This window comes from Microbacterium sp. NPDC076768, assembly GCF_040687205.1.
Classification (GTDB): domain Bacteria; phylum Actinomycetota; class Actinomycetes; order Actinomycetales; family Microbacteriaceae; genus Microbacterium.
This window is the reverse complement of sequence record NZ_JBFBMU010000001.1, coordinates 1-19,679: the sequence shown is the minus strand read 5'-3', so window position 1 is coordinate 19,679 and position 19,679 is coordinate 1. Positions and strand designations below refer to the sequence as shown.

General features: G+C 62.5%; 32 protein-coding genes. 31 read left to right on the top strand and 1 reads right to left on the bottom strand.

Features of this window, described 5'->3' with window-relative positions:
- Positions 1–13: 13 nt before the first annotated feature.
- From rplB to rplQ, 26 genes are all read left to right on the top strand, one after another.
- Positions 14–853, top strand: coding sequence for a 50S ribosomal protein L2 (gene rplB / locus AB0O87_RS00160; RefSeq protein ID WP_363510379.1), 840 nt, complete (start codon positions 14–16; stop codon positions 851–853).
- A 12-nt stretch (positions 854–865) separates the two neighbouring features.
- Positions 866–1,147: a 30S ribosomal protein S19 gene (rpsS, locus tag AB0O87_RS00155; protein ID WP_017829205.1), complete on the top strand. Its 282-nt coding sequence runs from the start codon at positions 866–868 to the stop codon at positions 1,145–1,147.
- Positions 1,147–1,545: a 50S ribosomal protein L22 gene (gene rplV, locus AB0O87_RS00150; protein ID WP_363510376.1), complete on the top strand. Its 399-nt coding sequence runs from the start codon at positions 1,147–1,149 to the stop codon at positions 1,543–1,545. Before rpsS ends, rplV begins: the two co-directional genes overlap by 1 nt.
- Positions 1,545–2,300 (top strand): 30S ribosomal protein S3, encoded by a 756-nt coding sequence (gene rpsC, locus AB0O87_RS00145; protein WP_363510373.1) that lies wholly within the window; start codon positions 1,545–1,547, stop codon positions 2,298–2,300. The genes rplV and rpsC overlap by 1 nt, the downstream gene beginning before the upstream one ends.
- Complete coding sequence (rplP, locus tag AB0O87_RS00140) at positions 2,300–2,719, top strand: 50S ribosomal protein L16 (RefSeq protein WP_017829203.1); 420 nt, start codon at positions 2,300–2,302, stop codon at positions 2,717–2,719. Before rpsC ends, rplP begins: the two co-directional genes overlap by 1 nt.
- Positions 2,719–3,063 (top strand): 50S ribosomal protein L29, encoded by a 345-nt coding sequence (gene rpmC / locus AB0O87_RS00135; protein ID WP_363510370.1) that lies wholly within the window; start codon positions 2,719–2,721, stop codon positions 3,061–3,063. Before rplP ends, rpmC begins: the two co-directional genes overlap by 1 nt.
- The gene (gene rpsQ / locus AB0O87_RS00130) at positions 3,063–3,395 is read left to right on the top strand and encodes a 30S ribosomal protein S17 (RefSeq protein ID WP_363510367.1); all 333 of its coding nucleotides are present in this window, start codon (positions 3,063–3,065) and stop codon (positions 3,393–3,395) included. Before rpmC ends, rpsQ begins: the two co-directional genes overlap by 1 nt.
- Complete coding sequence (gene rplN / locus AB0O87_RS00125) at positions 3,392–3,760, top strand: 50S ribosomal protein L14 (RefSeq protein WP_363510363.1); 369 nt, start codon at positions 3,392–3,394, stop codon at positions 3,758–3,760. Before rpsQ ends, rplN begins: the two co-directional genes overlap by 4 nt.
- 2 nt (positions 3,761–3,762) lie before the next feature.
- Complete coding sequence (gene rplX, locus AB0O87_RS00120) at positions 3,763–4,122, top strand: 50S ribosomal protein L24 (RefSeq protein ID WP_363510360.1); 360 nt, start codon at positions 3,763–3,765, stop codon at positions 4,120–4,122.
- Complete coding sequence (rplE, locus tag AB0O87_RS00115; protein ID WP_363510357.1) at positions 4,122–4,712, top strand: 50S ribosomal protein L5; 591 nt, start codon at positions 4,122–4,124, stop codon at positions 4,710–4,712. Before rplX ends, rplE begins: the two co-directional genes overlap by 1 nt.
- Positions 4,713–4,864: 152 nt before the next feature.
- Positions 4,865–5,263: a 30S ribosomal protein S8 gene (gene rpsH / locus AB0O87_RS00110; protein ID WP_363510354.1), complete on the top strand. Its 399-nt coding sequence runs from the start codon at positions 4,865–4,867 to the stop codon at positions 5,261–5,263.
- Between the two features lie 6 nt (positions 5,264–5,269).
- Positions 5,270–5,806, top strand: coding sequence for a 50S ribosomal protein L6 (gene rplF / locus AB0O87_RS00105; RefSeq protein ID WP_363510351.1), 537 nt, complete (start codon positions 5,270–5,272; stop codon positions 5,804–5,806).
- Between the two features lie 2 nt (positions 5,807–5,808).
- Positions 5,809–6,168, top strand: coding sequence for a 50S ribosomal protein L18 (gene rplR, locus AB0O87_RS00100; RefSeq protein WP_017201578.1), 360 nt, complete (start codon positions 5,809–5,811; stop codon positions 6,166–6,168).
- On the top strand, positions 6,165–6,863 hold the full coding sequence (rpsE, locus tag AB0O87_RS00095) for a 30S ribosomal protein S5 (RefSeq protein WP_363510347.1): 699 nt from the start codon (positions 6,165–6,167) through the stop codon (positions 6,861–6,863). The genes rplR and rpsE overlap by 4 nt, the downstream gene beginning before the upstream one ends.
- The gene (gene rpmD / locus AB0O87_RS00090) at positions 6,863–7,048 is read left to right on the top strand and encodes a 50S ribosomal protein L30 (protein ID WP_067121122.1); all 186 of its coding nucleotides are present in this window, start codon (positions 6,863–6,865) and stop codon (positions 7,046–7,048) included. The genes rpsE and rpmD overlap by 1 nt, the downstream gene beginning before the upstream one ends.
- Entirely contained in the window at positions 7,048–7,683 is a 636-nt protein-coding gene (gene rplO, locus AB0O87_RS00085; protein WP_363510344.1) for a 50S ribosomal protein L15, read from the top strand. Before rpmD ends, rplO begins: the two co-directional genes overlap by 1 nt.
- Positions 7,684–7,866: 183 nt before the next feature.
- A complete protein-coding gene (gene secY / locus AB0O87_RS00080) occupies positions 7,867–9,189 on the top strand; it encodes a preprotein translocase subunit SecY (RefSeq protein ID WP_363510341.1) in 1,323 nt (440 codons plus the stop codon).
- Entirely contained in the window at positions 9,186–9,809 is a 624-nt protein-coding gene (locus AB0O87_RS00075) for an adenylate kinase (protein ID WP_363510338.1), read from the top strand. Before secY ends, AB0O87_RS00075 begins: the two co-directional genes overlap by 4 nt.
- Position 9,810: 1 nt before the next feature.
- Positions 9,811–10,662, top strand: a complete 852-nt coding sequence (gene map, locus AB0O87_RS00070) for a type I methionyl aminopeptidase (protein WP_363510336.1) — start codon at positions 9,811–9,813, stop codon at positions 10,660–10,662.
- Positions 10,662–11,330, top strand: a complete 669-nt coding sequence (locus AB0O87_RS00065; RefSeq protein WP_363510333.1) for a thioredoxin domain-containing protein — start codon at positions 10,662–10,664, stop codon at positions 11,328–11,330. Before map ends, AB0O87_RS00065 begins: the two co-directional genes overlap by 1 nt.
- Positions 11,331–11,495: 165 nt before the next feature.
- Positions 11,496–11,717: a translation initiation factor IF-1 gene (gene infA / locus AB0O87_RS00060; protein WP_017201569.1), complete on the top strand. Its 222-nt coding sequence runs from the start codon at positions 11,496–11,498 to the stop codon at positions 11,715–11,717.
- Between the two features lie 81 nt (positions 11,718–11,798).
- A complete protein-coding gene (rpmJ, locus tag AB0O87_RS00055; RefSeq protein ID WP_005050492.1) occupies positions 11,799–11,915 on the top strand; it encodes a 50S ribosomal protein L36 in 117 nt (38 codons plus the stop codon).
- Positions 11,916–12,062: 147 nt separating this feature from the next.
- Positions 12,063–12,437 (top strand): 30S ribosomal protein S13, encoded by a 375-nt coding sequence (gene rpsM / locus AB0O87_RS00050; protein ID WP_363510330.1) that lies wholly within the window; start codon positions 12,063–12,065, stop codon positions 12,435–12,437.
- Positions 12,438–12,468: 31 nt separating this feature from the next.
- Positions 12,469–12,867 (top strand): 30S ribosomal protein S11, encoded by a 399-nt coding sequence (gene rpsK / locus AB0O87_RS00045; RefSeq protein WP_314841173.1) that lies wholly within the window; start codon positions 12,469–12,471, stop codon positions 12,865–12,867.
- 134 nt (positions 12,868–13,001) lie between these two features.
- The gene (locus AB0O87_RS00040) at positions 13,002–13,991 is read left to right on the top strand and encodes a DNA-directed RNA polymerase subunit alpha (RefSeq protein WP_363510327.1); all 990 of its coding nucleotides are present in this window, start codon (positions 13,002–13,004) and stop codon (positions 13,989–13,991) included.
- Between the two features lie 33 nt (positions 13,992–14,024).
- Positions 14,025–14,552, top strand: coding sequence for a 50S ribosomal protein L17 (gene rplQ / locus AB0O87_RS00035; RefSeq protein ID WP_363510324.1), 528 nt, complete (start codon positions 14,025–14,027; stop codon positions 14,550–14,552).
- A gap of 67 nt (positions 14,553–14,619) precedes the next feature.
- On the opposite strand, the gene AB0O87_RS00030 is transcribed toward rplQ, so the two are convergent.
- Positions 14,620–16,194, bottom strand: a complete 1,575-nt coding sequence (locus AB0O87_RS00030) for an AMP-binding protein (protein ID WP_363510321.1) — start codon at positions 16,192–16,194, stop codon at positions 14,620–14,622.
- Positions 16,195–16,326: 132 nt separating this feature from the next.
- On the opposite strand from AB0O87_RS00030, the gene AB0O87_RS00025 reads away from it, so the two are divergent.
- From AB0O87_RS00025 to AB0O87_RS00005, 5 genes are read left to right on the top strand one after another with little or no spacing between them, the layout of a single operon-like run.
- Complete coding sequence (locus AB0O87_RS00025) at positions 16,327–17,124, top strand: sulfite exporter TauE/SafE family protein (RefSeq protein WP_363510318.1); 798 nt, start codon at positions 16,327–16,329, stop codon at positions 17,122–17,124.
- 29 nt (positions 17,125–17,153) lie between these two features.
- The gene (locus AB0O87_RS00020) at positions 17,154–17,621 is read left to right on the top strand and encodes a MaoC family dehydratase N-terminal domain-containing protein (RefSeq protein WP_363510315.1); all 468 of its coding nucleotides are present in this window, start codon (positions 17,154–17,156) and stop codon (positions 17,619–17,621) included.
- Positions 17,621–18,019, top strand: a complete 399-nt coding sequence (locus AB0O87_RS00015; RefSeq protein ID WP_363510312.1) for a MaoC/PaaZ C-terminal domain-containing protein — start codon at positions 17,621–17,623, stop codon at positions 18,017–18,019. The genes AB0O87_RS00020 and AB0O87_RS00015 overlap by 1 nt, the downstream gene beginning before the upstream one ends.
- A 12-nt stretch (positions 18,020–18,031) precedes the next feature.
- The gene (locus AB0O87_RS00010; RefSeq protein WP_363510309.1) at positions 18,032–19,165 is read left to right on the top strand and encodes a UDP-N-acetylmuramate dehydrogenase; all 1,134 of its coding nucleotides are present in this window, start codon (positions 18,032–18,034) and stop codon (positions 19,163–19,165) included.
- 30 nt (positions 19,166–19,195) lie between these two features.
- Entirely contained in the window at positions 19,196–19,597 is a 402-nt protein-coding gene (locus AB0O87_RS00005; RefSeq protein WP_363510306.1) for a VOC family protein, read from the top strand.
- The last annotated feature ends 82 nt before the right edge of the window (positions 19,598–19,679 follow it).

Here is a 19,679-nt window from a genome sequence, read left to right as displayed (position 1 = left end):
GATAAGGACAATAATGGCTATTCGCAAGTACAAGCCCACGACCCCGGGCCGTCGCGGCTCGTCGGTGGCTGACTTCGCCGAGATCACACGATCGACGCCGGAGAAGTCGCTGCTGCGCCCGCTCTCAAAGACCGGTGGTCGCAACAACCAGGGTCGCATCACGACCCGTCACATCGGTGGTGGCCACAAGCGCCAGTACCGTGTCATCGACTTCCGTCGTAATGACAAGGATGGCGTCAACGCCAAGGTCGCTCACATTGAGTACGACCCCAACCGCACCGCACGCATCGCGCTGCTGCACTACTTCGACGGCGAGAAGCGTTACATCCTCGCTCCGGCGAAGCTGAAGCAGGGCGACGTTGTCGAGTCGGGTTCCGGCGCTGACATCAAGCCTGGCAACAACCTCCCGCTGAAGAACATCCCTACGGGTACGGTCATCCACGCAATCGAGCTTCGCCCAGGCGGCGGCGCAAAGATGGCGCGTTCGGCTGGTGCTTCGGTGCGTCTGGTCGCTAAGGAAGGCAACTTCGCTCAGCTGCGTCTGCCCTCCGGCGAGATCCGCAACGTCGATGCGCGCTGCCGCGCGACCATCGGCGAGGTTGGCAACGCCGAGCAGTCGAACATCAACTGGGGTAAGGCTGGCCGCATGCGCTGGAAGGGCGTCCGCCCGACAGTCCGTGGTGTCGCCATGAACCCGGTCGATCACCCGCACGGTGGTGGTGAAGGTAAGACCTCTGGTGGCCGTCACCCCGTTTCTCCTTGGGGTCAGGCTGAGGGTCGTACCCGTCACGCCAACAAGGAAAGCGACAAGTACATCGTGCGTCGTCGTAACGCCGGCAAGAAGCGTAAGTAGGAGTAAGAGAAGATGCCTCGCAGTCTTAAGAAGGGCCCCTTCGTCGACGATCACCTGCTTCGCAAGGTAGTCGTGCAGAACGAAGCTGGCACCAAAAACGTCATCAAGACCTGGTCACGTCGTTCCATGATCATCCCGGCCATGCTGGGTCACACGATCGCGGTTCACGATGGACGCAAGCACATCCCTGTGTTCGTGTCTGAGACCATGGTCGGTCACAAGTTGGGCGAGTTCGCGCCCACCCGCACCTTCCGCGGCCACGAGAAGGACGACAAGAAGGGGCGGCGCCGCTAATGGTCGAATCGATCGCACGCGTGCGACACATCCGCGTGACCCCTCAGAAGGCTCGTCGTGTCGTTGCGCTCATCAAGGGCAAGCAGGCCCAGGAAGCTCTGGCGATCCTGAAGTTCGCGCAGCAGAGCGCCAGTGAGCCGATCTACAAGCTTGTTGCGTCGGCTATGGCCAACGCGCAGGTGAAGGCTGATCGCGACGGCGAGTTCCTCGACGAGCAGGACCTGTACGTAGCTAACGCATACGTCGACGAGGGAACAACGCTGAAGCGTTTCCAGCCCCGTGCACAGGGTCGCGCTTTCCAGATCAAGAAGCGCACGAGCCACATCACGGTCGTGCTCTCGACGCCTGAGGCGGCTCCGGCCGTCACGAGCGACAGCAACAAGAAGGCGAGCAAGTAATGGGACAGAAGGTAAACCCGTACGGCTTCCGTCTCGGTATCACGACGGACCACGTCTCGCGTTGGTTCTCTGATTCGACGAAGCCGGGTCAGCGCTACGCCGACTACGTCGCCGAAGACATCAAGATCCGTAACCTGCTGAAGACGCAGCTTGACCGCGCCGGTGTCTCGAACATCGAGATCGAGCGCACGAAGGACCGCGTCCGCGTAGACATTCACACTGCCCGTCCCGGCATCGTGATCGGTCGCCGTGGTGCGGAAGCAGAGCGCATCCGTGGAGACCTCGAAAAGCTCTCCGGTAAGCAGATTCAGCTGAACATCCTCGAGGTCAAGAACCCCGAGGCTGACGCTCAGCTCGTTGCACAGGGCATCGCCGAGCAGCTTTCTGCTCGTGTGGCGTTCCGTCGTGCAATGCGTAAGGGTCTGCAGGGCGCTCAGCGCGCCGGCGCCAAGGGCATCCGTGTCCAGGTTGCTGGTCGTCTGGGTGGCGCCGAGATGAGCCGTTCCGAGTTCTACCGCGAAGGTCGTGTGCCGCTGCACACCCTCCGCGCGAACATCGACTACGGCTTCTACGAGGCTCGGACCACGTTCGGCCGCATCGGCGTCAAGGTTTGGATCTACAAGGGCGACCTCACCGCAAAGGAGCTCGCTCGCGAGCAGGCCAATGCGCCCAAGGCTCGTCGTGACGACCGTGGTGGCGACCGCCGCCGTGCCCCGCGCAACGAGGCACCTGTTGCAGAAGGAGCGTCGGCATAATGCTCATCCCCCGTAAGGTCAAGTTCCGCAAGCAGCACCACCCGGGTCGCTCGGGTCAGGCTACCGGCGGCACGAAGGTCTCCTTCGGTGAATACGGTATCCAGGCGCTTACGCCCGCTTACGTGACGAACCGTCAGATCGAGTCCGCTCGTATCGCGATGACCCGTCACATCAAGCGTGGTGGAAAGGTGTGGATCAACATCTACCCCGACCGTCCACTCACCAAGAAGCCTGCTGAAACCCGCATGGGTTCCGGTAAGGGTTCCCCCGAGTGGTGGGTCGCCAACGTCAAGCCGGGCCGCGTCCTCTTTGAGGTCGCGGGTGTCGACGAGGAGCTCGCTCGCGAGGCCCTGACCCGTGCAATTCACAAGCTGCCGTTGAAGGCACGCATCATCAAGCGCGAGGAGGGCGACGCGTAATGGCGATCGGCACCAAGGAGCTCGCTCCGGCAGAGCTCGACACATTCGAAGACCAGCGCCTCGTTGAGGAGCTGCGTAAGGCCAAGGAGGAGTTGTTCAACCTCCGTTTCCAGTCGGCCACAGGCCAGCTGGAAAGCCACGGCCGCATTCGCGCCGTCAAGCGCGACATTGCACGTCTTTACACCGTGATCCGCGAACGCGAGCTGGGCATCCGTGCGACGCCCGCTCCGGTCGAGGCTCCCGCCAAGAAGGCGACTAAGTCGAAGGCGAAGAAGGCGGATTCCGCCGCCGAAAAGGCCGTGGACCCTGCTGAGCCTGTCGAAGCAAAGGAAGAGGCTGAGTAATGGCCACCAAGAAGGAAGCGACTGCGGAGACGCAGGCCGCAGGACACGAGTCGGCAGCACACGATGTGCGCGACTCCGCAGCCCGCGGTTACCGCAAGGCCCGTCGTGGCTACGTTGTCAGCGACAAGATGGACAAGACCATCGTTGTTGAGGTTGAGGACCGCGTAAAGCACCCGCTTTACGGCAAGGTCATCCGCCGCACCTCGAAGGTCAAGGCGCACGATGAGGCGAACTCCGCCGGTATCGGCGACCTGGTCATGATCAACGAGACCCGCCCGTTGAGCGCCACCAAGCGCTGGCGTCTGGTGGAGATTCTGGAGAAGGCCAAGTGATTCAGCAGGAATCCCGACTCAAGGTCGCCGACAACACTGGCGCCAAAGAGCTGCTCACCATCCGCGTTCTCGGTGGCTCGCGCCGCCGTTACGCCGGCCTGGGTGACACCATCGTCGCAACCGTCAAGGACGCGATCCCTGGTGGCAACGTCAAGAAGGGCGACGTCGTCAAGGCGGTCATCGTCCGCACCAAGAAGGAAACGCGCCGCTCTGACGGTTCATACATCAAGTTCGACGAGAACGCCGCAGTGATCCTGAAGAACGACGGGGAGCCCCGCGGCACCCGTATCTTCGGACCGGTCGGTCGTGAGCTTCGTGACAAGAAGTTCATGAAGATCGTCTCGCTGGCGCCGGAGGTCATTTAATCATGGCGAAAATCAAGAAGGGTGACCTGGTTCAGGTCATCACCGGTGCAACGCAGGAGCGTGGCGGCGACCGTGGTAAGCAGGGCAAGGTGCTCGACATCCTTGCTGACAAGAACCGCGTGATCGTCGAAGGCGTGAACTACGTCACCAAGCACACCCGCGTCGGACAGACGCAGCGTGGCTCCAAGACCGGAGGCATCGAGACCGTCGAAGCCTCTATCCACATCTCGAACGTGGCGCTCGTGGACCCCTCCACCAAGAAGCCGACGAAGGTCGGTCACCGGGTGGAAGAGCAGACGAAGGACGGCGTCAAGCGCACCGTCCGTGTGCGCTACGCGAAGACCAGCGGTAAGGACCTCTGATGAGCACCGACACTGCCGCGCCGGCTGGCAAGATCCAGCCGCGCCTGAAGCAGAAGTACAACACCGAGATCAAGAAGGCGATGCAGGAAGAGTTCGGTTACTCGAACGTCATGCAGATTCCTGGCCTGGTCAAGGTTGTCGTGAACACCGGTGTCGGCGAGGCAGCTCGCGACAGCAAGGTGATCGATGGCGCGGTCGACGATCTCACCAAGATCACCGGCCAGAAGCCGATCGTCACGAAGGCCCGCAAGTCCATTGCGCAGTTCAAGCTGCGTGAAGGTCAGGCCATCGGCGCACACGTCACCCTTCGCGGTGACCGTGCGTGGGAGTTCGTGGATCGTCTCGTCTCGCTCGCATTGCCCCGTATCCGCGATTTCCGCGGCCTCTCGGGCAAGCAGTTCGACGGCAACGGAAACTACACCTTCGGTCTCCAGGAGCAGAGTGTGTTCCACGAGATCGATCAGGACAAGATCGACCGAGTTCGCGGTTTCGACATCACTGTCGTCACCACGGCGAAGACGGACGACGAGGGTCGGGCATTGCTCCGTCACCTCGGCTTCCCCTTCCGCTCGGAAGACGCGAAGGCGTAACGCTTTGACAGGCTCAGAGACCTTTTGGTCTCTGAGCCTGTCGTTCGGTCACTGAGCATGTCGAAGTGGCCGTACAATTGAAGATTGCGTGTCATCGCAGGCCGTCTGTCGTGTAACGGCAGCCGGAACCTCATGAACAAAGGAAACTAACAATGACAATGACAGACCCGGTCGCAGACATGCTGACCCGTCTGCGCAACGCGAACTCGGCGCACCACGATTCCGTGACCCTGCCGTCGAGCAAGCTGAAGACGCACATCGCTCAGATCCTCCAGCAGGAGGGCTTTATCGCTGGCTGGGAGACCTCCGCCGCTCGCGTCGGGGAAAACCTGACGCTGACGCTGAAGTACGGCCAGAACCGCGAGCGCTCGATCGTAGGCATCAAGCGTGTCTCGAAGCCTGGCCTCCGCGTTTACGCAAAGTCGACGGAGATCCCTACGGTTCTCGGCGGTCTCGGCGTAGCCATCCTGTCCACCTCCTCCGGTCTTCTCACCGACCGTCAGGCTGAGCAGAAGGGCGTGGGCGGAGAAGTTCTCGCCTACGTGTGGTAATTCGAAATGTCGCGTATTGGACGACTTCCCATCGACGTTCCTGCGGACGTGACCATCTCGGTCAACGGCCGTGAGGTCGCGGTGAAGGGCCCCAAGGGTGAGCTCACCCTGACGGTGGCCAACCCCATCGAGGTCGCGGTCGAGGAGAACCAGATTCTGGTTTCTCGCCCCGACGACGAGCGTGAGTCTCGGTCGCTTCACGGCCTGACCCGCACGCTCATCAACAACAACATCATCGGCGTGACCCAGGGCTACACCAAGGGTCTCGAGGTTGTGGGTACCGGTTACCGCGTGCAGCAGAAGGGCAGCTCGGTTGAGTTTGCTCTCGGCTTCTCGCACCCGGTTCTCATTGACCCGCCCGCCGGCATCACGCTCACGGTCGAGGGCACCACGAAGCTCACCGTCAGCGGGATCGACAAGCAGGCTGTCGGCGAGGCAGCTGCCAACATCCGCAAGATCCGCAAGCCTGAGCCGTACAAGGGCAAGGGTGTGCGTTACGCCGGCGAGGTCGTGCGTCGCAAGGCCGGAAAGAGTGGTAAGTAACCATGGCTCTCAAGTCAAAGTCTGACGCCCGCGCGCGTCGTCACGCCCGCCTTCGCAAGAAGGTTGTGGGCACCGAGGCGCGTCCGCGTCTCGTCGTCAACCGCTCGGCCCGCCACGTCTTCGTGCAGCTGGTCGACGACAGCAAGGGTCACACCGTGGCGTCGGCATCGACGCTCGAGACCGACCTGCGCTCGCTCGAGGGTGACAAGACCGCCAAGGCCCGCAAGGTTGGCGAGCTGCTCGCCGAGCGTGCGAAGGCTGCTGGCGTTTCCGAGGCAGTGTTCGACCGTGGCGGCAACCGCTACGCAGGTCGTGTCGCCGCCATCGCCGACGGCGCCCGCGAGGGGGGTCTGGCACTGTGAGTGACAACAAGGAGAACGAAGTGACCGAAGCGGCTGCTGCCACTTCCGAGACGGCTGCCGGCACCACGCAGGCTGAGCCGGCTCGCGATCAGCGTGACGGACGCCGCGGCGGCCGTGACCGCAACCAGGGTGGCCGCGACCGCAACTCGCGCGACCGTGGTGACAACCAGTTCCTGGAGCGCGTCGTCACCATCAACCGCGTTTCGAAGGTCGTGAAGGGTGGTCGTCGCTTTAGCTTCACCGCACTCGTGGTCGTCGGAGACGGTAACGGTCTGGTGGGCGTTGGCTACGGCAAGGCTCGTGAGGTCCCTCTGGCGATCTCGAAGGGTGTTGAAGAGGCCAAGCGCAACTTCTTCCGCGTGCCGCGCGTCGCCAAGACCATCCCGCACCCCGTGCAGGGTGAGGCGGCCGCTGGTGTGGTCCTGCTTCGTCCGGCCGCTGCCGGTACCGGTGTTATCGCCGGTGGCCCGGTTCGCGCCGTGCTCGAGTGTGCAGGTATCCACGACGTGCTGTCGAAGTCCCTCGGTTCGTCGAACACGATCAACATCGTGCACGCGACGGTGACAGCCCTGAAGCAGCTTGAGGAGCCTCGTGCAGTTGCTGCGCGTCGTGGCCTTGAGTTCGACCAGGTCGCCCCTGCGCGTCTCGTGCGCGCCGAGGCCGACGCCATCGCCGCACAGAAGGTAGGTGCCTGATGGCCGCGCGACTGAAGGTCACGCAGATCAAGTCCAAGGTGAGCGAGAAGCAGAACCAGCGTGACACGCTGCGCAGCCTCGGTCTCAAGCGCATCGGTGACAGCACCGTTCGCCCCGACGACGCGCAGACGCGCGGTTACGTCAAGACCGTCGCACACCTCGTCAAGGTTGAGGAGATCGACTAATGGCTGAGAAGAACGAGGCCGTCGAGGCCGAGAAGGCCCCGAAGAAGGCTGCAGCTCCTAAGGCTGCCGCTGAGAAGAAGCCAGCAGCGAAGAAGGCTCCGGCCAAGACCTCCGCTGCTGCAGCTAAGGCTGAGGCTCCGGCCAAGAAGCCTGCTGCAAAGAAGGCAACGCCCGCGAAGGATGCTCCGGCATCCCGCCCCGGCGTGCTGAAGGTTCACCACCTGCGTCCCGTCCCCGGAGCCAACACCGCTAAGACTCGCGTCGGCCGTGGTGAAGGTTCCAAGGGTAAGACTGCTGGCCGTGGTACCAAGGGCACCAAGGCGCGCAACACCGTTCGCGTTGGCTTTGAGGGTGGGCAGATGCCGCTGCACATGCGCACCCCGAAGCTGCGCGGGTTCAAGAACCCGTTCCGCGTTGAGTACCAGGTTGTAAACCTGGAGAAGCTCGCGGAACTGTACCCCAAGGGTGGCGACGTCACCACGAGCGACCTGGTCGCAAAGGGTGCCGTTCGTAAGAACGAGAAGGTCAAGGTTCTCGGCGGCGGCGACATCGCCGTGAAGCTCACCGTTTCGGTCGACAAGGTCTCGGGTTCTGCCGAGCAGAAGATCGTGGCGGCCGGCGGATCCGTCAAGTAACCGCTACACAAGAGGGGCCGGAGATTCTCCGGCCCCTCTTGTGGTTGCACACCCCGAGACCTCTTTCTGGGCCCGCATTGAGTGGGTTCGGAAGCGGTGGCGAATTCTGGGAACTCCGGATTGCGTTACCCTGGTCTTTCAGCCGTCCTTCGGGAATCGGCAACCTTTTCAGGAGGAACGTCCTTGTTTAGCGCCATCGCGCGGATCTTCCGCACCCCCGACCTCCGTCGGAAGATCGGTTTCACACTCGCCATCATTGCGATCTACCGACTCGGCTCGAACGTGCCAGCGCCGTTCGTAGACTTCCCGAACGTCGAGGAGTGCCTCGCAGCTAATGCCGGCACGGAAGGCCTGCTTGGCCTGGTCAACCTCTTCTCCGGCGGTGCGCTGCTGCAGCTGTCGATCTTCGCGCTCGGCGTCATGCCGTACATCACCGCGACGATCATCACGCAGCTGTTGCGCGTCGTTATCCCGCACTTCGAGGCGCTGCACAAAGAAGGCCAGGCAGGTCAGGCCCGCCTCACGCAGTACACGCGCTACCTCACCATCGCTCTTGCGCTGTTGCAGTCGACGACTCTCGTGACCGTGGCGCGTAGCGGGCAGCTCTTCGGCTCGACCGATCTCGCTGCATGTCAGCAGCTACTGACCAATGACGTGTGGTGGGCGCAGCTGCTCATCATCATGACGATGACCGCCGGAACCGGCCTCATCATGTGGTTCGCGGAGCTTGTGACAGAGCGCGGTATCGGCAACGGAATGTCGTTGCTCATCTTCACTTCCATCGCAGCCACATTCCCTGGCGCGATGGCACTCATCTGGCAGACCCGCGGGTTCGAGGTGTTCCTGCTTGTCTTGCTCGTGGGAATCGTCGTCATCGGGCTTGTCGTCTTCGTTGAGCAGTCTCAAAGACGAATCCCTGTGCAGTACGCGAAGCGGATGGTGGGTCGACGCACCTACGGTGGCACGAACACCTACATCCCGATCAAGGTGAACATGGCCGGCGTGATCCCTGTGATCTTCGCCTCGTCGCTGCTCTACATCCCCGCACTCATTGCGCAGTTCAACACACCCCAGGACGGATCGACTCCGGCCGCCTGGGTCACCTGGATCAGCGCGAACTTCACGACGGGCGATAGCCCGATCTACATGCTCACGTACTTCCTGCTCATCATCGGGTTCACGTACTTCTACGTCGCGATCACGTTCAACCCGGTTGAGGTTGCAGACAACATGAAGAAGTACGGCGGGTTCATCCCCGGTATCCGTGCAGGACGGCCGACGGCCGAGTACCTCGACTACGTGCTCACCCGCATCACGCTTCCTGGTTCTCTGTACCTCGGTCTGATCGCGCTCATCCCGCTCATCGCACTGGCCACCGTTGGCGCTAACCAGAACTTCCCGTTCGGTGGCGCTTCGATCCTCATCATCGTGGGTGTCGGACTTGAGACGGTCAAGCAGATCGATGCGCAGTTGCAGCAGCGCCACTACGAAGGGCTTCTCCGATGACGATTCGAAACGCTCAGCACGAAGGTGCACGACTTCTGATCGTGGGCCCGCAGGGTTCAGGCAAAGGCACACAGGGCGTGCGCATTGCCGAGTCCTTTGGCATCCCGGTCGTCTCAACCGGCGACATCTTTCGCGCGAACATCAAAGAGGGCACGCCGCTCGGCCAGCAGGTGACAGCGATCCTCGACAAGGGCGACCTGGTCCCGGACGAGCTCACCAGCGCGATCGTGCGCGACCGGCTGTCGCAGAGCGACGCCGCCCAGGGATTCCTGCTCGATGGCTACCCCCGCAACACCGCACAGGTGGAGCACCTCGAATCGTTCCTTAAAGATCAGGGAGAGGCGCTCGACGCTGTGATTCTTCTGGATGTGCCGCGCGAGGAGAGCCTCTCACGTCTCACGTTGCGCGCAACCGAGCAGGGGCGCTCCGACGACACACCTGAGGCTATTGGGCACCGTCTGGACATCTACGAGCGCGAGACCGCGCCGATCCTCGAGGTCTACGGCACTAGGGGCATCGTCGACCGCATTGACGGTGTGGGTTCGCTTGATGACATCACTGCACGGATCTTTGCCGCGCTGGAGGCGCGAGGCCTCCGCGTAGCAGCTTCTGCTTCCTGAGATGTTTCGGCGCTCGATCTACAAGACTCCCGCTCAGTTACGAGCGATGGTGGAGCCAGGCCTCATCACTGCTGCGGCGCTGAACGCCGTCCGTCCGCTCATCGTGGCAGGCGCGACGACCCTGGAGCTTGATGCAGTCGCGAATCAGACGATCCTCGCGCGCGGCGCAGAATCGAACTTTCAGATGGTGCGTGGCTATCGCCACACCACGTGCATCTCTGTCAACGATCAGGTCGTTCACGGCATCCCTGGCGGACGGGTGCTGCAGCCCGGCGACATCGTCTCAGTGGACTGCGGAGCGCAGTTTCAGGGCTGGAATGGCGATAGTGCGATCACGGTTGTCATCCCTGACCCTGAGCGCCCTGAGCTGGTCGCACAGCGCCAGGAGCTCTCGCGTGTGACCGAGGGCTCGATGTGGGCTGGCATCGCCGCAATGGCGACTGTCGAGTCGATTGATGAGATCGGCGCTGCAATCCAGGGATATATCGAAGCCCAAGGGGTTTCGGCTGTTTCGGGGGAGCCATACGGAATCCTGCGCGAGTATGTGGGTCACGGCATCGGCCGCAAGATGCACGAAGCGCCCAGCGTTTTCAACTACCGCACGCTCGATCGCGGACCCGATGTGAAACCAGGACTGGTGCTGGCGATCGAACCTATGGTCACCGCCGGGGGAGACGCGACCTTCATCGAAGAGGACGACTGGACCGTCACGACGGTCGACGGCACAGACGGCTCCCATTGGGAACATAGTGTCGCACTGCATGATGGTGGTATATGGGTGCTCACTGCGCCCGATGGCGGAAGAGCCGGACTCGCCCCTTTCGGGGTTGAGCCTCGAGAGATCGGAAAGTAATGGCAGCGGCGAAGAGCAACACGAACTGGTTCGCGATCGGCGTCTCGATCGCCGTTGTTGTAGTACTGGTGGCGATCGCTGGGGTCGTCGTGCTCCTGAACAATCAGGCCACTGCACCCGGCGCGACGCCGGCCGCAAACGACACCTTCAACGCCGAGGAAGGCGCGGTCTCCTTCGGTGATGGCGAAGACACCATCGCGGTATTCGTGGACTTCCAGTGCCCGGCGTGCCAGGCATTTGAGACGCAGTTCGGCGCCGACATGGAAGCAGCGGCTGCTGACGGACGCATCACGCTGGAGTACCACCCAATCGCGATTCTTGATCGGTTCTCCCAGGGGACCGACTACTCCTCTCGCTCGGCAGGTGCAGCTTTCTGCGTCGCCGAGTCCAATCCTGAGGCGTACCTCGACTTCTCCAAGGCGCTGTTCGATAACCAGCCGGCAGAGAACTCGTCTGGTCTGACGAACGACGAGATCGCAGCATTCGCCACTCAGGTTGGTGCTGATGATGCGGTGTCCTGCATCACAGACGAGACGTACCGCAAGTACGGCGCAGCGCAGGCCCAGTCGAACGAGATTGCTTCAACGCCGACAGTCGATGTCAACGGCACGCGGCTCAACTTGCAGGACCCGACAGACCTGCAGAAGTTCACAGACCTGATCAGCTGATCAGGAGGCTTGCCGCCCCGCGCGGTCAAGTTGCCTGATGGCACCGAAGCGTCTAACATAGATCTTTGGTGCCTCTGTGCCTTGATTCGGCGTGTCCGATCGGCATGGCACCAAACCCATCCACCCACCGCAGATCGACCGATCTGCAGAAGCGTCAGCGAGGCTATGGCTAAGAAAGACGGTGTCATCGAGATCGAGGGCGTGATTTCCGAGGCTCTGCCCAACGCAATGTTCCGCGTTGAGCTCAGCAACGGACACAAGGTCCTGGCAACGATCTCCGGCAAGATGCGGCAGAACTACATCCGTATCATCCCCGAGGACCGTGTGGTCGTGGAGCTCAGCCCCTACGACCTAACCCGCGGCCGTATCGTCTACCGCTACCGCTGATCGGTCGAGAAGTAACGGCTGTCTGGGCCCTCGACAGGCTCAGGGACCCACGCAGTACGAAGACAGCGAATAGGAAAAATCATGAAGGTCAACCCCAGCGTTAAGCCCATCTGCGATCACTGCAAGGTGATTCGTCGTCACGGCCGCGTCATGGTGATCTGCAAGAGCAACCCGCGTCACAAGCAGCGCCAGGGCTAAGTCCTGGTTGCGCGGCATCGCTCGCGCACATCTCACAACTGAAAACACGCAACGGCAGGATCAGAACTCGCGCAAGCGGGGGACACCTCGGGCGGAGGCCCGGGCACCGATCCTGTTCCATACCTCCACAACACCCAGGAGAACCGCATGGCACGTCTTGCCGGCGTTGACATCCCGCGCGACAAGCGCGTGGTGATCGCCCTTACCTACATTTACGGCGTCGGCCGTACCCGTTCTGTCGAGATCCTCAAGGCTACTGAGATCGACGAGAGCATCCGCGTGAAGGACCTCAGCGACGAACAGCTGATCACCCTCCGCGACCACATCGAAGGTACCTACAAGGTGGAGGGTGACCTGCGCCGCGAGGTCGCCGCAGACATCCGCCGCAAGGTCGAGATCGGCTCCTACGAGGGCATCCGCCACCGTCGTGGTCTCCCGGTCCGTGGTCAGCGCACCAAGACCAACGCCCGTACCCGCAAGGGCCCGAAGCGCACCGTCGCAGGCAAGAAGAAGGCCCGCTAAACGCGGCCTCAGGGACTAGGAGAACACTTTCATGGCTGCACCCAAGGCCGCCGCGCGCAAGCCGCGCCGCAAGGAAAAGAAGAACATCGCGCTGGGCCAGGCCCACATCAAGTCGACGTTCAACAACACGATCGTTTCGATCACCGACCCGTCTGGCGCTGTTATCAGCTGGGCATCCTCCGGTGGCGTGGGCTTCAAGGGCTCCCGCAAGTCGACTCCCTACGCCGCAGGCCTCGCCGCAGAGTCGGCCGCCCGTCAGGCTCAGGAGCACGGCGTCAAGAAGGTAGACGTTTTGGTCAAGGGACCGGGCTCGGGTCGCGAGACCGCGATCCGTTCGCTGCAGGCCGCTGGCCTCGAGGTGGGTTCGATTCAGGACGTCACCCCGCAGGCGCACAACGGTTGCCGTCCGCCGAAGCGCCGTCGCGTCTGATTCGCGTGTTGAGCCGCTCGGCGCCTTGATGGCACGAGCGGCTCAATGCCCGCATTCGGGCATCGACTTCTAAAACTCAAAACCTCACCACACCACATGTCATATAGCGGACATGTGATCGAAAGGAACACAGAGTGCTTATTGCACAGCGTCCCACACTGACCGAGGAAAAGATCGTCGAGAACCGTAGCCGGTTCATCATCGAGCCTCTGGAGCCCGGCTTCGGATACACGATCGGCAACGCGCTTCGCCGCAGCCTGCTTTCGTCGATTCCCGGTGCTGCTGTCACCAGCGTTCGCATCGACGGCGTGCTGCACGAGTTCAGCACTATCCCCGGTGTGAAGGAGGATGTCACTGAGATCATCCTCAACATCAAGCAGCTTGTCGTCTCGTCAGAGCGCGATGAGCCCATCACGGCTTACCTGCGTAAGACCGGTTCTGGTGAAGTCACCGCCGCTGACATCTCGGCTCCTGCCGGTGTTGAGGTACAGAACCCTGAGCTCGTCATTGCCACGCTGAACGAGACCGCGAAGTTCGAACTCGAACTCACGATCGAGCGTGGCCGTGGCTACGTTTCGGGCACGCAGAACCGCAACGAGTACGCAGAGGCCGGTCAGATTCCGATCGACTCGATCTACTCGCCGGTCCTCAAGGTCAGCTACCGCGTCGACGCGACCCGTGCTGGGGAGCGTACCGACTTCGACAAGCTCATCCTTGATGTCGAAACGAAGTCGTCGATCAGCCCCCGCGACGCTGTCGCTTCGGCTGCGAAGACGCTCACCGAGCTGTTCGGTCTCGCACGCGAGCTGAACGTCGAGGCTGAGGGTATTGAGATCGGCCCGGCGCCGGTGGAGGCAGTGAACTCCAGCGAGCTGTCGATGCCGATTGAAGACCTTGACCTTTCGGTGCGTTCTTACAACTGCCTGAAGCGTGAGGGCATTAACACCGTTTCTGAGCTCGTCGCCCTTTCGGAGACGCAGCTCATGAACATCCGCAATTTCGGCCAGAAGTCGGTCGACGAGGTGCGCGACAAGCTCATCTCGCTCGGTCTGTCGCTCAAGGATTCGGTGCCCGGTTTCGACGGCTCCCACTTCTACGGCGGCAGCGAAGACGAGTCCTTCTGATACCCGACCTTTCTGACCAGGAGCTAGACGATTATGCCCAAGCCCACTAAGGGTCCCCGCCTCGGAGGCGGCCCCGCACACGAGCGCCTCATGCTTGCCAACCTCGCAGCGGCGCTCTACACCCACAAGTCGATCAAGACGACCGAGACCAAGGCCAAGCGCCTTCGTCCGCTCGCTGAGCGTCTGATCACCTTCGCCAAGCGTGGCGACCTGCACGCACGCCGTCGCGTGCTGTCGGTCATCGGTGACAAGGAAGTCGTGCACGTCCTTTTCTCCGAGATCGCACCGCTCGTTGCTGACCGTGAGGGCGGCTACACCCGCATCACGAAGGTTGGCAACCGTAAGGGCGACAACGCTCCGATGGCCGTGATTGAGCTCGTTCTCGAGCCCGTCACGCCGAAGGCGAAGTCGACCAAGAAGGCCGCTGCGCCGAAGGCAGAGAAGGCTCCCGTTGAGGAAGCCCCTGCTGAGGAAGTTGCCGAGGCTGGCGCTGAGTCGCAGGCCGAAGGCGAAGCAGCCGAGGCTGCCGCTGAGGAAGCTGTCGAGAACAAGTCCGAGTAAGGACTTCACTCACGAAGAAGCCCGCCACCCTTTCGAGGGTGGCGGGCTTCTTCGTGTTTCGTGCGGGCTAGCGCGCGCGGAGGTCCTTGCGCAGGATCTTGCCTGACGCAGACTTGGGGATGAGATCGATGAACTCGACCCGGCGCACCTTCTCGTGTGGCGCGACGTGAGTGGCGACATGGGCCATCACGGCCTCCTCGTCGAGTTCGGCGCCCGGCTGCCGCACGACGTATGCCTTGGGGATCTCCTGCCCGTCTTCGTCGGACACTCCGATCACCGCGGCATCAGCGATGCCAGGGTGCTCCAAGAGCACTGCCTCCAGCACGGCTGGGGCTACCTGGTACCCCTTGTACTTGATGAGCTCTTTCAACCGATCAACAATTCGGTAGATGCCATCGGCTGTCACCGTGGCGACGTCACCGGTGTGCAGCCATCCCTCGTCGTCCAGCATTTCTGCCGTCGCGTCTGGGCGGTTCAGGTACCCCTTCATCACCTGGGGGCCACGTACCCAGAGTTCCCCTGGTTCGCTGGCGCCTTCGGGAGGAACGATGATGTCGTGACCTGATTCGGGGTCGACGAGTCTGGCTTCGGTGTTCGGAACCAGCGGCCCGATGCTCGAGCGGTCGACATCGAGACTGCGGTCGGAGATGAGGTTGACTGCGGGGCTGGTTTCGGTCATGCCATAGCCCTGCGTGACGATGCATCCGAGGCGATTGGCGACGGCGGAGGCGAGCGCGCCGTCCAATGGCGCGGCCCCGGAGAAAATGACCTTGATTGACGAAAGGTCGTACTCGTCGATGATGGGGTGCTTGGCGAGTGCGACGGCGATCGGGGGAGCAACGAATACCCAGGTGGTGCGATGCTCTGCGATGATGCGCAGGAACTCTGGCAGGTCGAACCGCGGCATCGTGACCAGCCCCGCGCGCTGATGGAGTGCGAAGTTGAGTAGCACAGTCATGCCGTAGATGTGGAAGAAGGGGAGCACGGCCAGGAGGCGATCGCTGGCACCGACGCTGAGCACGTGTTCGCACTGCGCTACGTTCGCTACGAGATTTCGGTGCGTGAGCATCACGCCCTTTGGCCGCCCTGTTGTGCCCGAGGAGTAGGGGAGTACAGCGAGGTGCGTCGTTGGGTCGAAAGAAACCTCCGGCGCAGGGTGTCCTTCCATGAGGAGGTCGCGAAGAGATGGGTGACCATCTGCGCCGTCCAACACGATGACGTGGTCGGCAGGGAGACCCTGACGCTCGGCAGCGACCAACGCTCCGGGAAGATGGGGGGAGACGGTGATGAGCCAGGTGGCCCCTGCATCGTCGAGCTGATTGGCGATCTCATCCGCTGTGTAAAGAGAGTTGATGGTGGTGGCTGTCGCTCCGGCGCGAAGGATGCCGTGGAATACGGTGGCAAATGCGGGCACGTTCGGGCAGAGCACACCCACCGTGCTCCCAACGCCCACATCGCGCGCCGCGAGAGCGCCAGCGAACAGGTCGATCTGCGCGACCAGTTGGCGGTACGTGGTCTCAGCTCCGCTGACGCCGTCAACGATTGCGACGGTGTCGAGCTCTGCATCTCCGAGACCAGCGAAAAGGTACTCATGAATCGAGACTTCTGGGATCTCGACATCTGGGTAGGTGCTGCGCGTCATAAGATCTCCTTCGATCCTGCGAGTCCGACGTCGTCGTCGAATGCGATCCAGTGTCGCACACAATGGCACCGCGTCCCAGGGTAATTTGCGTCTGAGTTCGGGTGGCACGGAGGCCGAGAGTAGGCTGATCCGGTGAACGACGTACAGGCTGGGACGAGAGGGCCACGAGCCTACGTAACGTTCATCGGAATCGGACTCCTCGCCGGCCTCCTCTCCGGGCTTTTCGGCGTCGGCGGCGGCACAGTCATCGTCCCGTTGCTGGTGCTGCTGCTCCACTTCGACCAGCGCCTTGCGGCAGGAACCTCCCTGGCGGCAATCGTGCCTACTGCGAGCATCGGAGTTATCTCCTACGCGACGACGGGCTCTGTCGCCTGGGTTCCCGCACTCATTCTGGCGGCGGGCGCCGTCGTTGGAGCGCAGATCGGTACCAAGCTCTTGCCGCGCATTTCGCAGACGGCGTTGCGGTGGGGGTTCGTCGGATTCCTGGTCGTCGTCATCGTCAGCCTGTTCTTGGTCATTCCCTCCCGGGATGCTGTGTTCGAACTCAGCTGGCTCACCGGTGTCGCACTGGTCGCCGTGGGGATTGGCACCGGGGTGCTGGCGGGGCTCATTGGGGTTGGCGGCGGTGTGATCGTCGTCCCCGTGCTGATGCTGGCATTCGGCACAAGCGACCTGGTCGCCAAAGGCACCTCGCTGCTGATGATGATCCCGACCGCGATTTCTGGGACCGTCGGAAACCTTCGCAATCGCAATGTCGATATCCGAGCCGCTCTCCTGATCGGACTCTCCGCATGCACCACGACGGCACTCGGCGCATGGCTTGCGACAATCGTTGATCCGACACTTGGCAACATGCTCTTCGCGGCATACCTCGCGGTTATCGCGATACAGATGGCTATCAAAGCAATCAGAGGTCGCAAGCGCCGCTGATTGTGGTGGGTCCTCGGTAGGATCGAGGGGTGGCAGTGAACCAAGACTTGATCGGCCGGGAATTCCCGCCGACCGCCCCGTACCTCGTCGGCCGTGAGAAGGTGCGCGAGTTCGCTCGCGCCGTCTTTGCCGACGCCCCTCAGCACACCGATGTCGACGCTGCTCGCGCAGCAGGGTTCGACGATGTCGTGGCGCCACCGACGTTCGCGATGGTCGTCCAAGACCTCACGCTGCAGCAGCTGCTCGCTGAGCCTGACTCGGGAATAGTGCTCGCGCGCACTATCCACGCCGAACAGCGTTTTGCTTACACGCGACCCATCGTGGCAGGGGACGAACTCACCGCGCAGTTGCGAGTCACCGGTATCCGGATGATGGGCGGCAACGCAATGATCACGAGTGCCGCTGAGGTTGTCGACGCTGACGGAGCCCATGTCGTTACGGCAACGAGCGTGTTGCTCGTCGGCGCGGAGAGCACAGACAAAGGAGAGGCCGCCTGATGGCGTACACCGTCGGAGACGTGATCGCAGAGCGTACCGTGCACCTCACGCGCGAGTCGCTTGTGCGATACGCCGGGGCGTCGGGGGACTTCAATCCCATCCACTATCGTGATGATGTCGCTGAGTCCGTTGGGCTGCCTGGCGTACTCGCCCATGGGATGCTCACGATGGGGATCGTATCGTCGGTTGTGGTCGCCGCGCTCGATCCAGCGGCGCGCATCCTTGACTACGGAGTGCGCTTTACGAAGCCTGTCGTCGTGCATCCAGTTGATGGTGCAGACGTCCGCGTCGTTGCCACAGTGGGTGCTGCCGATAACGAGGTCGCTCGTATCGACCTGAAGGTGACTTCTGGCGAGACGACGGTGCTCGTCAAAGCACAGTTGCGAGTCGCTGTCTGATGCGGTCCTCTGATGCGTGAGATTGAAGCAGTCCGCCTTGCTGAGCTGACCACCCTGCGTACAGGAGCGGCCCCTGAGCGGATGCTGGAGGCGACGACAACTGCTGGACTCGTCGAAGCTCTGCGCGATACCTGGGCGCGGGGCGACGAGTGGTTTGTGCTCGGCGGTGGCTCCAACCTCTTCGTCGGCGATGAGCCGTTCGAGGGCACCGTCATTCGTGTGCGCACAGAGGGCATCGAAGAGCTGCCGTCTCCGCATCAGGGGCGTATTCGTCTGCGCGTGCAGGCAGGCCACGGCTGGGACGCCCTTGTTGCGTACGCTGTGGAGCGCGGATACGCGGGCCTTGAGGCCATGAGCGGAATCCCCGGAACCGTTGGGGCCTCTCCTGTGCAGAACATCGGCGCCTACGGCCAAGAGATCCAGGAGACCCTGGTTGAGGTTGAGCTGATCGATGAGGCGACGGGTGAGATCTCGACGGCGCCCGCTGCCGAGCTGGGCCTGGGATTTCGTACGTCTGTGCTCAAACACCACCACGGAGGTGTGCCGCTCCGGCGCGCAGTGATTCTCTCCGTCACCGTCGACCTGGTTGTCGCAAGCGAGCGCATTGTGCGCGGCGAGCAACTGCGTCGTGCTCTGGGGCTCGTGGATGATGCTCCGGTGCCGCTTCGCTGGGTGCGCGAACGCATTCTGACGACTCGCGCGTCGAAGGGGATGCTGCTGGACGCGGACGACCCAGACACACATGGCGTCGGCTCTTTCTTCCAGAATGCCGTAGTGCCTGCGCCGGTAGCGAGGGCTCTCCCCCCGGAGTGTCCACGTTGGCCGATCGCCCCCGATCTTGACGCGGTGACGGTGATCCCGCTGGCTGCGTACGAGGGGCAGGTGCCCCCTTCCAAGCCCGCCACGGTCTCTGACGTAAAGGTGAGCGCGGCGTGGTTGATCGAGCAGGCAGGCATTCGCAAGGGTTTCAAGCTGCCGCACTCGCGCGCCTCGGTGTCATCGAAGCATGCGCTGGCGCTCACCAACCGCGGGGGTGCGACGGCAGGAGAAGTGGCCGAGCTCGCGCGGTTTATCCAGAGCCGGGTACACGCCGAGTTCGGGCTGGTGCTCCAGCCGGAGCCGGTACTCGTCGGCGTCGAACTTTAGGCCTGAGCCTCTCGCGAGTACACTCGCGGCATGAGCGGACTCACACCGTACCTGTTGTTTCCCGGTAACGCTGCAGAGGCGTTGAATCACTATCAATCTGTGTTTGGCGGCGAGCTGCAGCTGGTCGATTACGCCACAGCCGGGCGGCACGACGGGCCAGGCGATGCGATTGCGCACGGGCAGTTGACCGGACTCGTTGCACTCGCTGCGGCTGACGCGGGAGCTGACGACGACGCTGTGCAGATGAGCGGTATGTTCCTCTCGCTGCTCGGCACTTCCGACGCCGCCACCCTCACTGGCTGGTTCGATCGACTGGCGCAGGATGGTCGCGTGATCGACGCACTGCAGCAGCGTCCATGGGGCGACTTCGACGGCACCCTCATCGACCGCTACGGCATCCGCTGGCTCATCGGCTTCCACCCCGAAGACTGACCCGAGACCCCGGGTAAGCGGGGAAAACACCCCCAGGTGGCGCACAACAGCGGGCGGTTTGTTCGGAAAAAGGGGGGTGAGC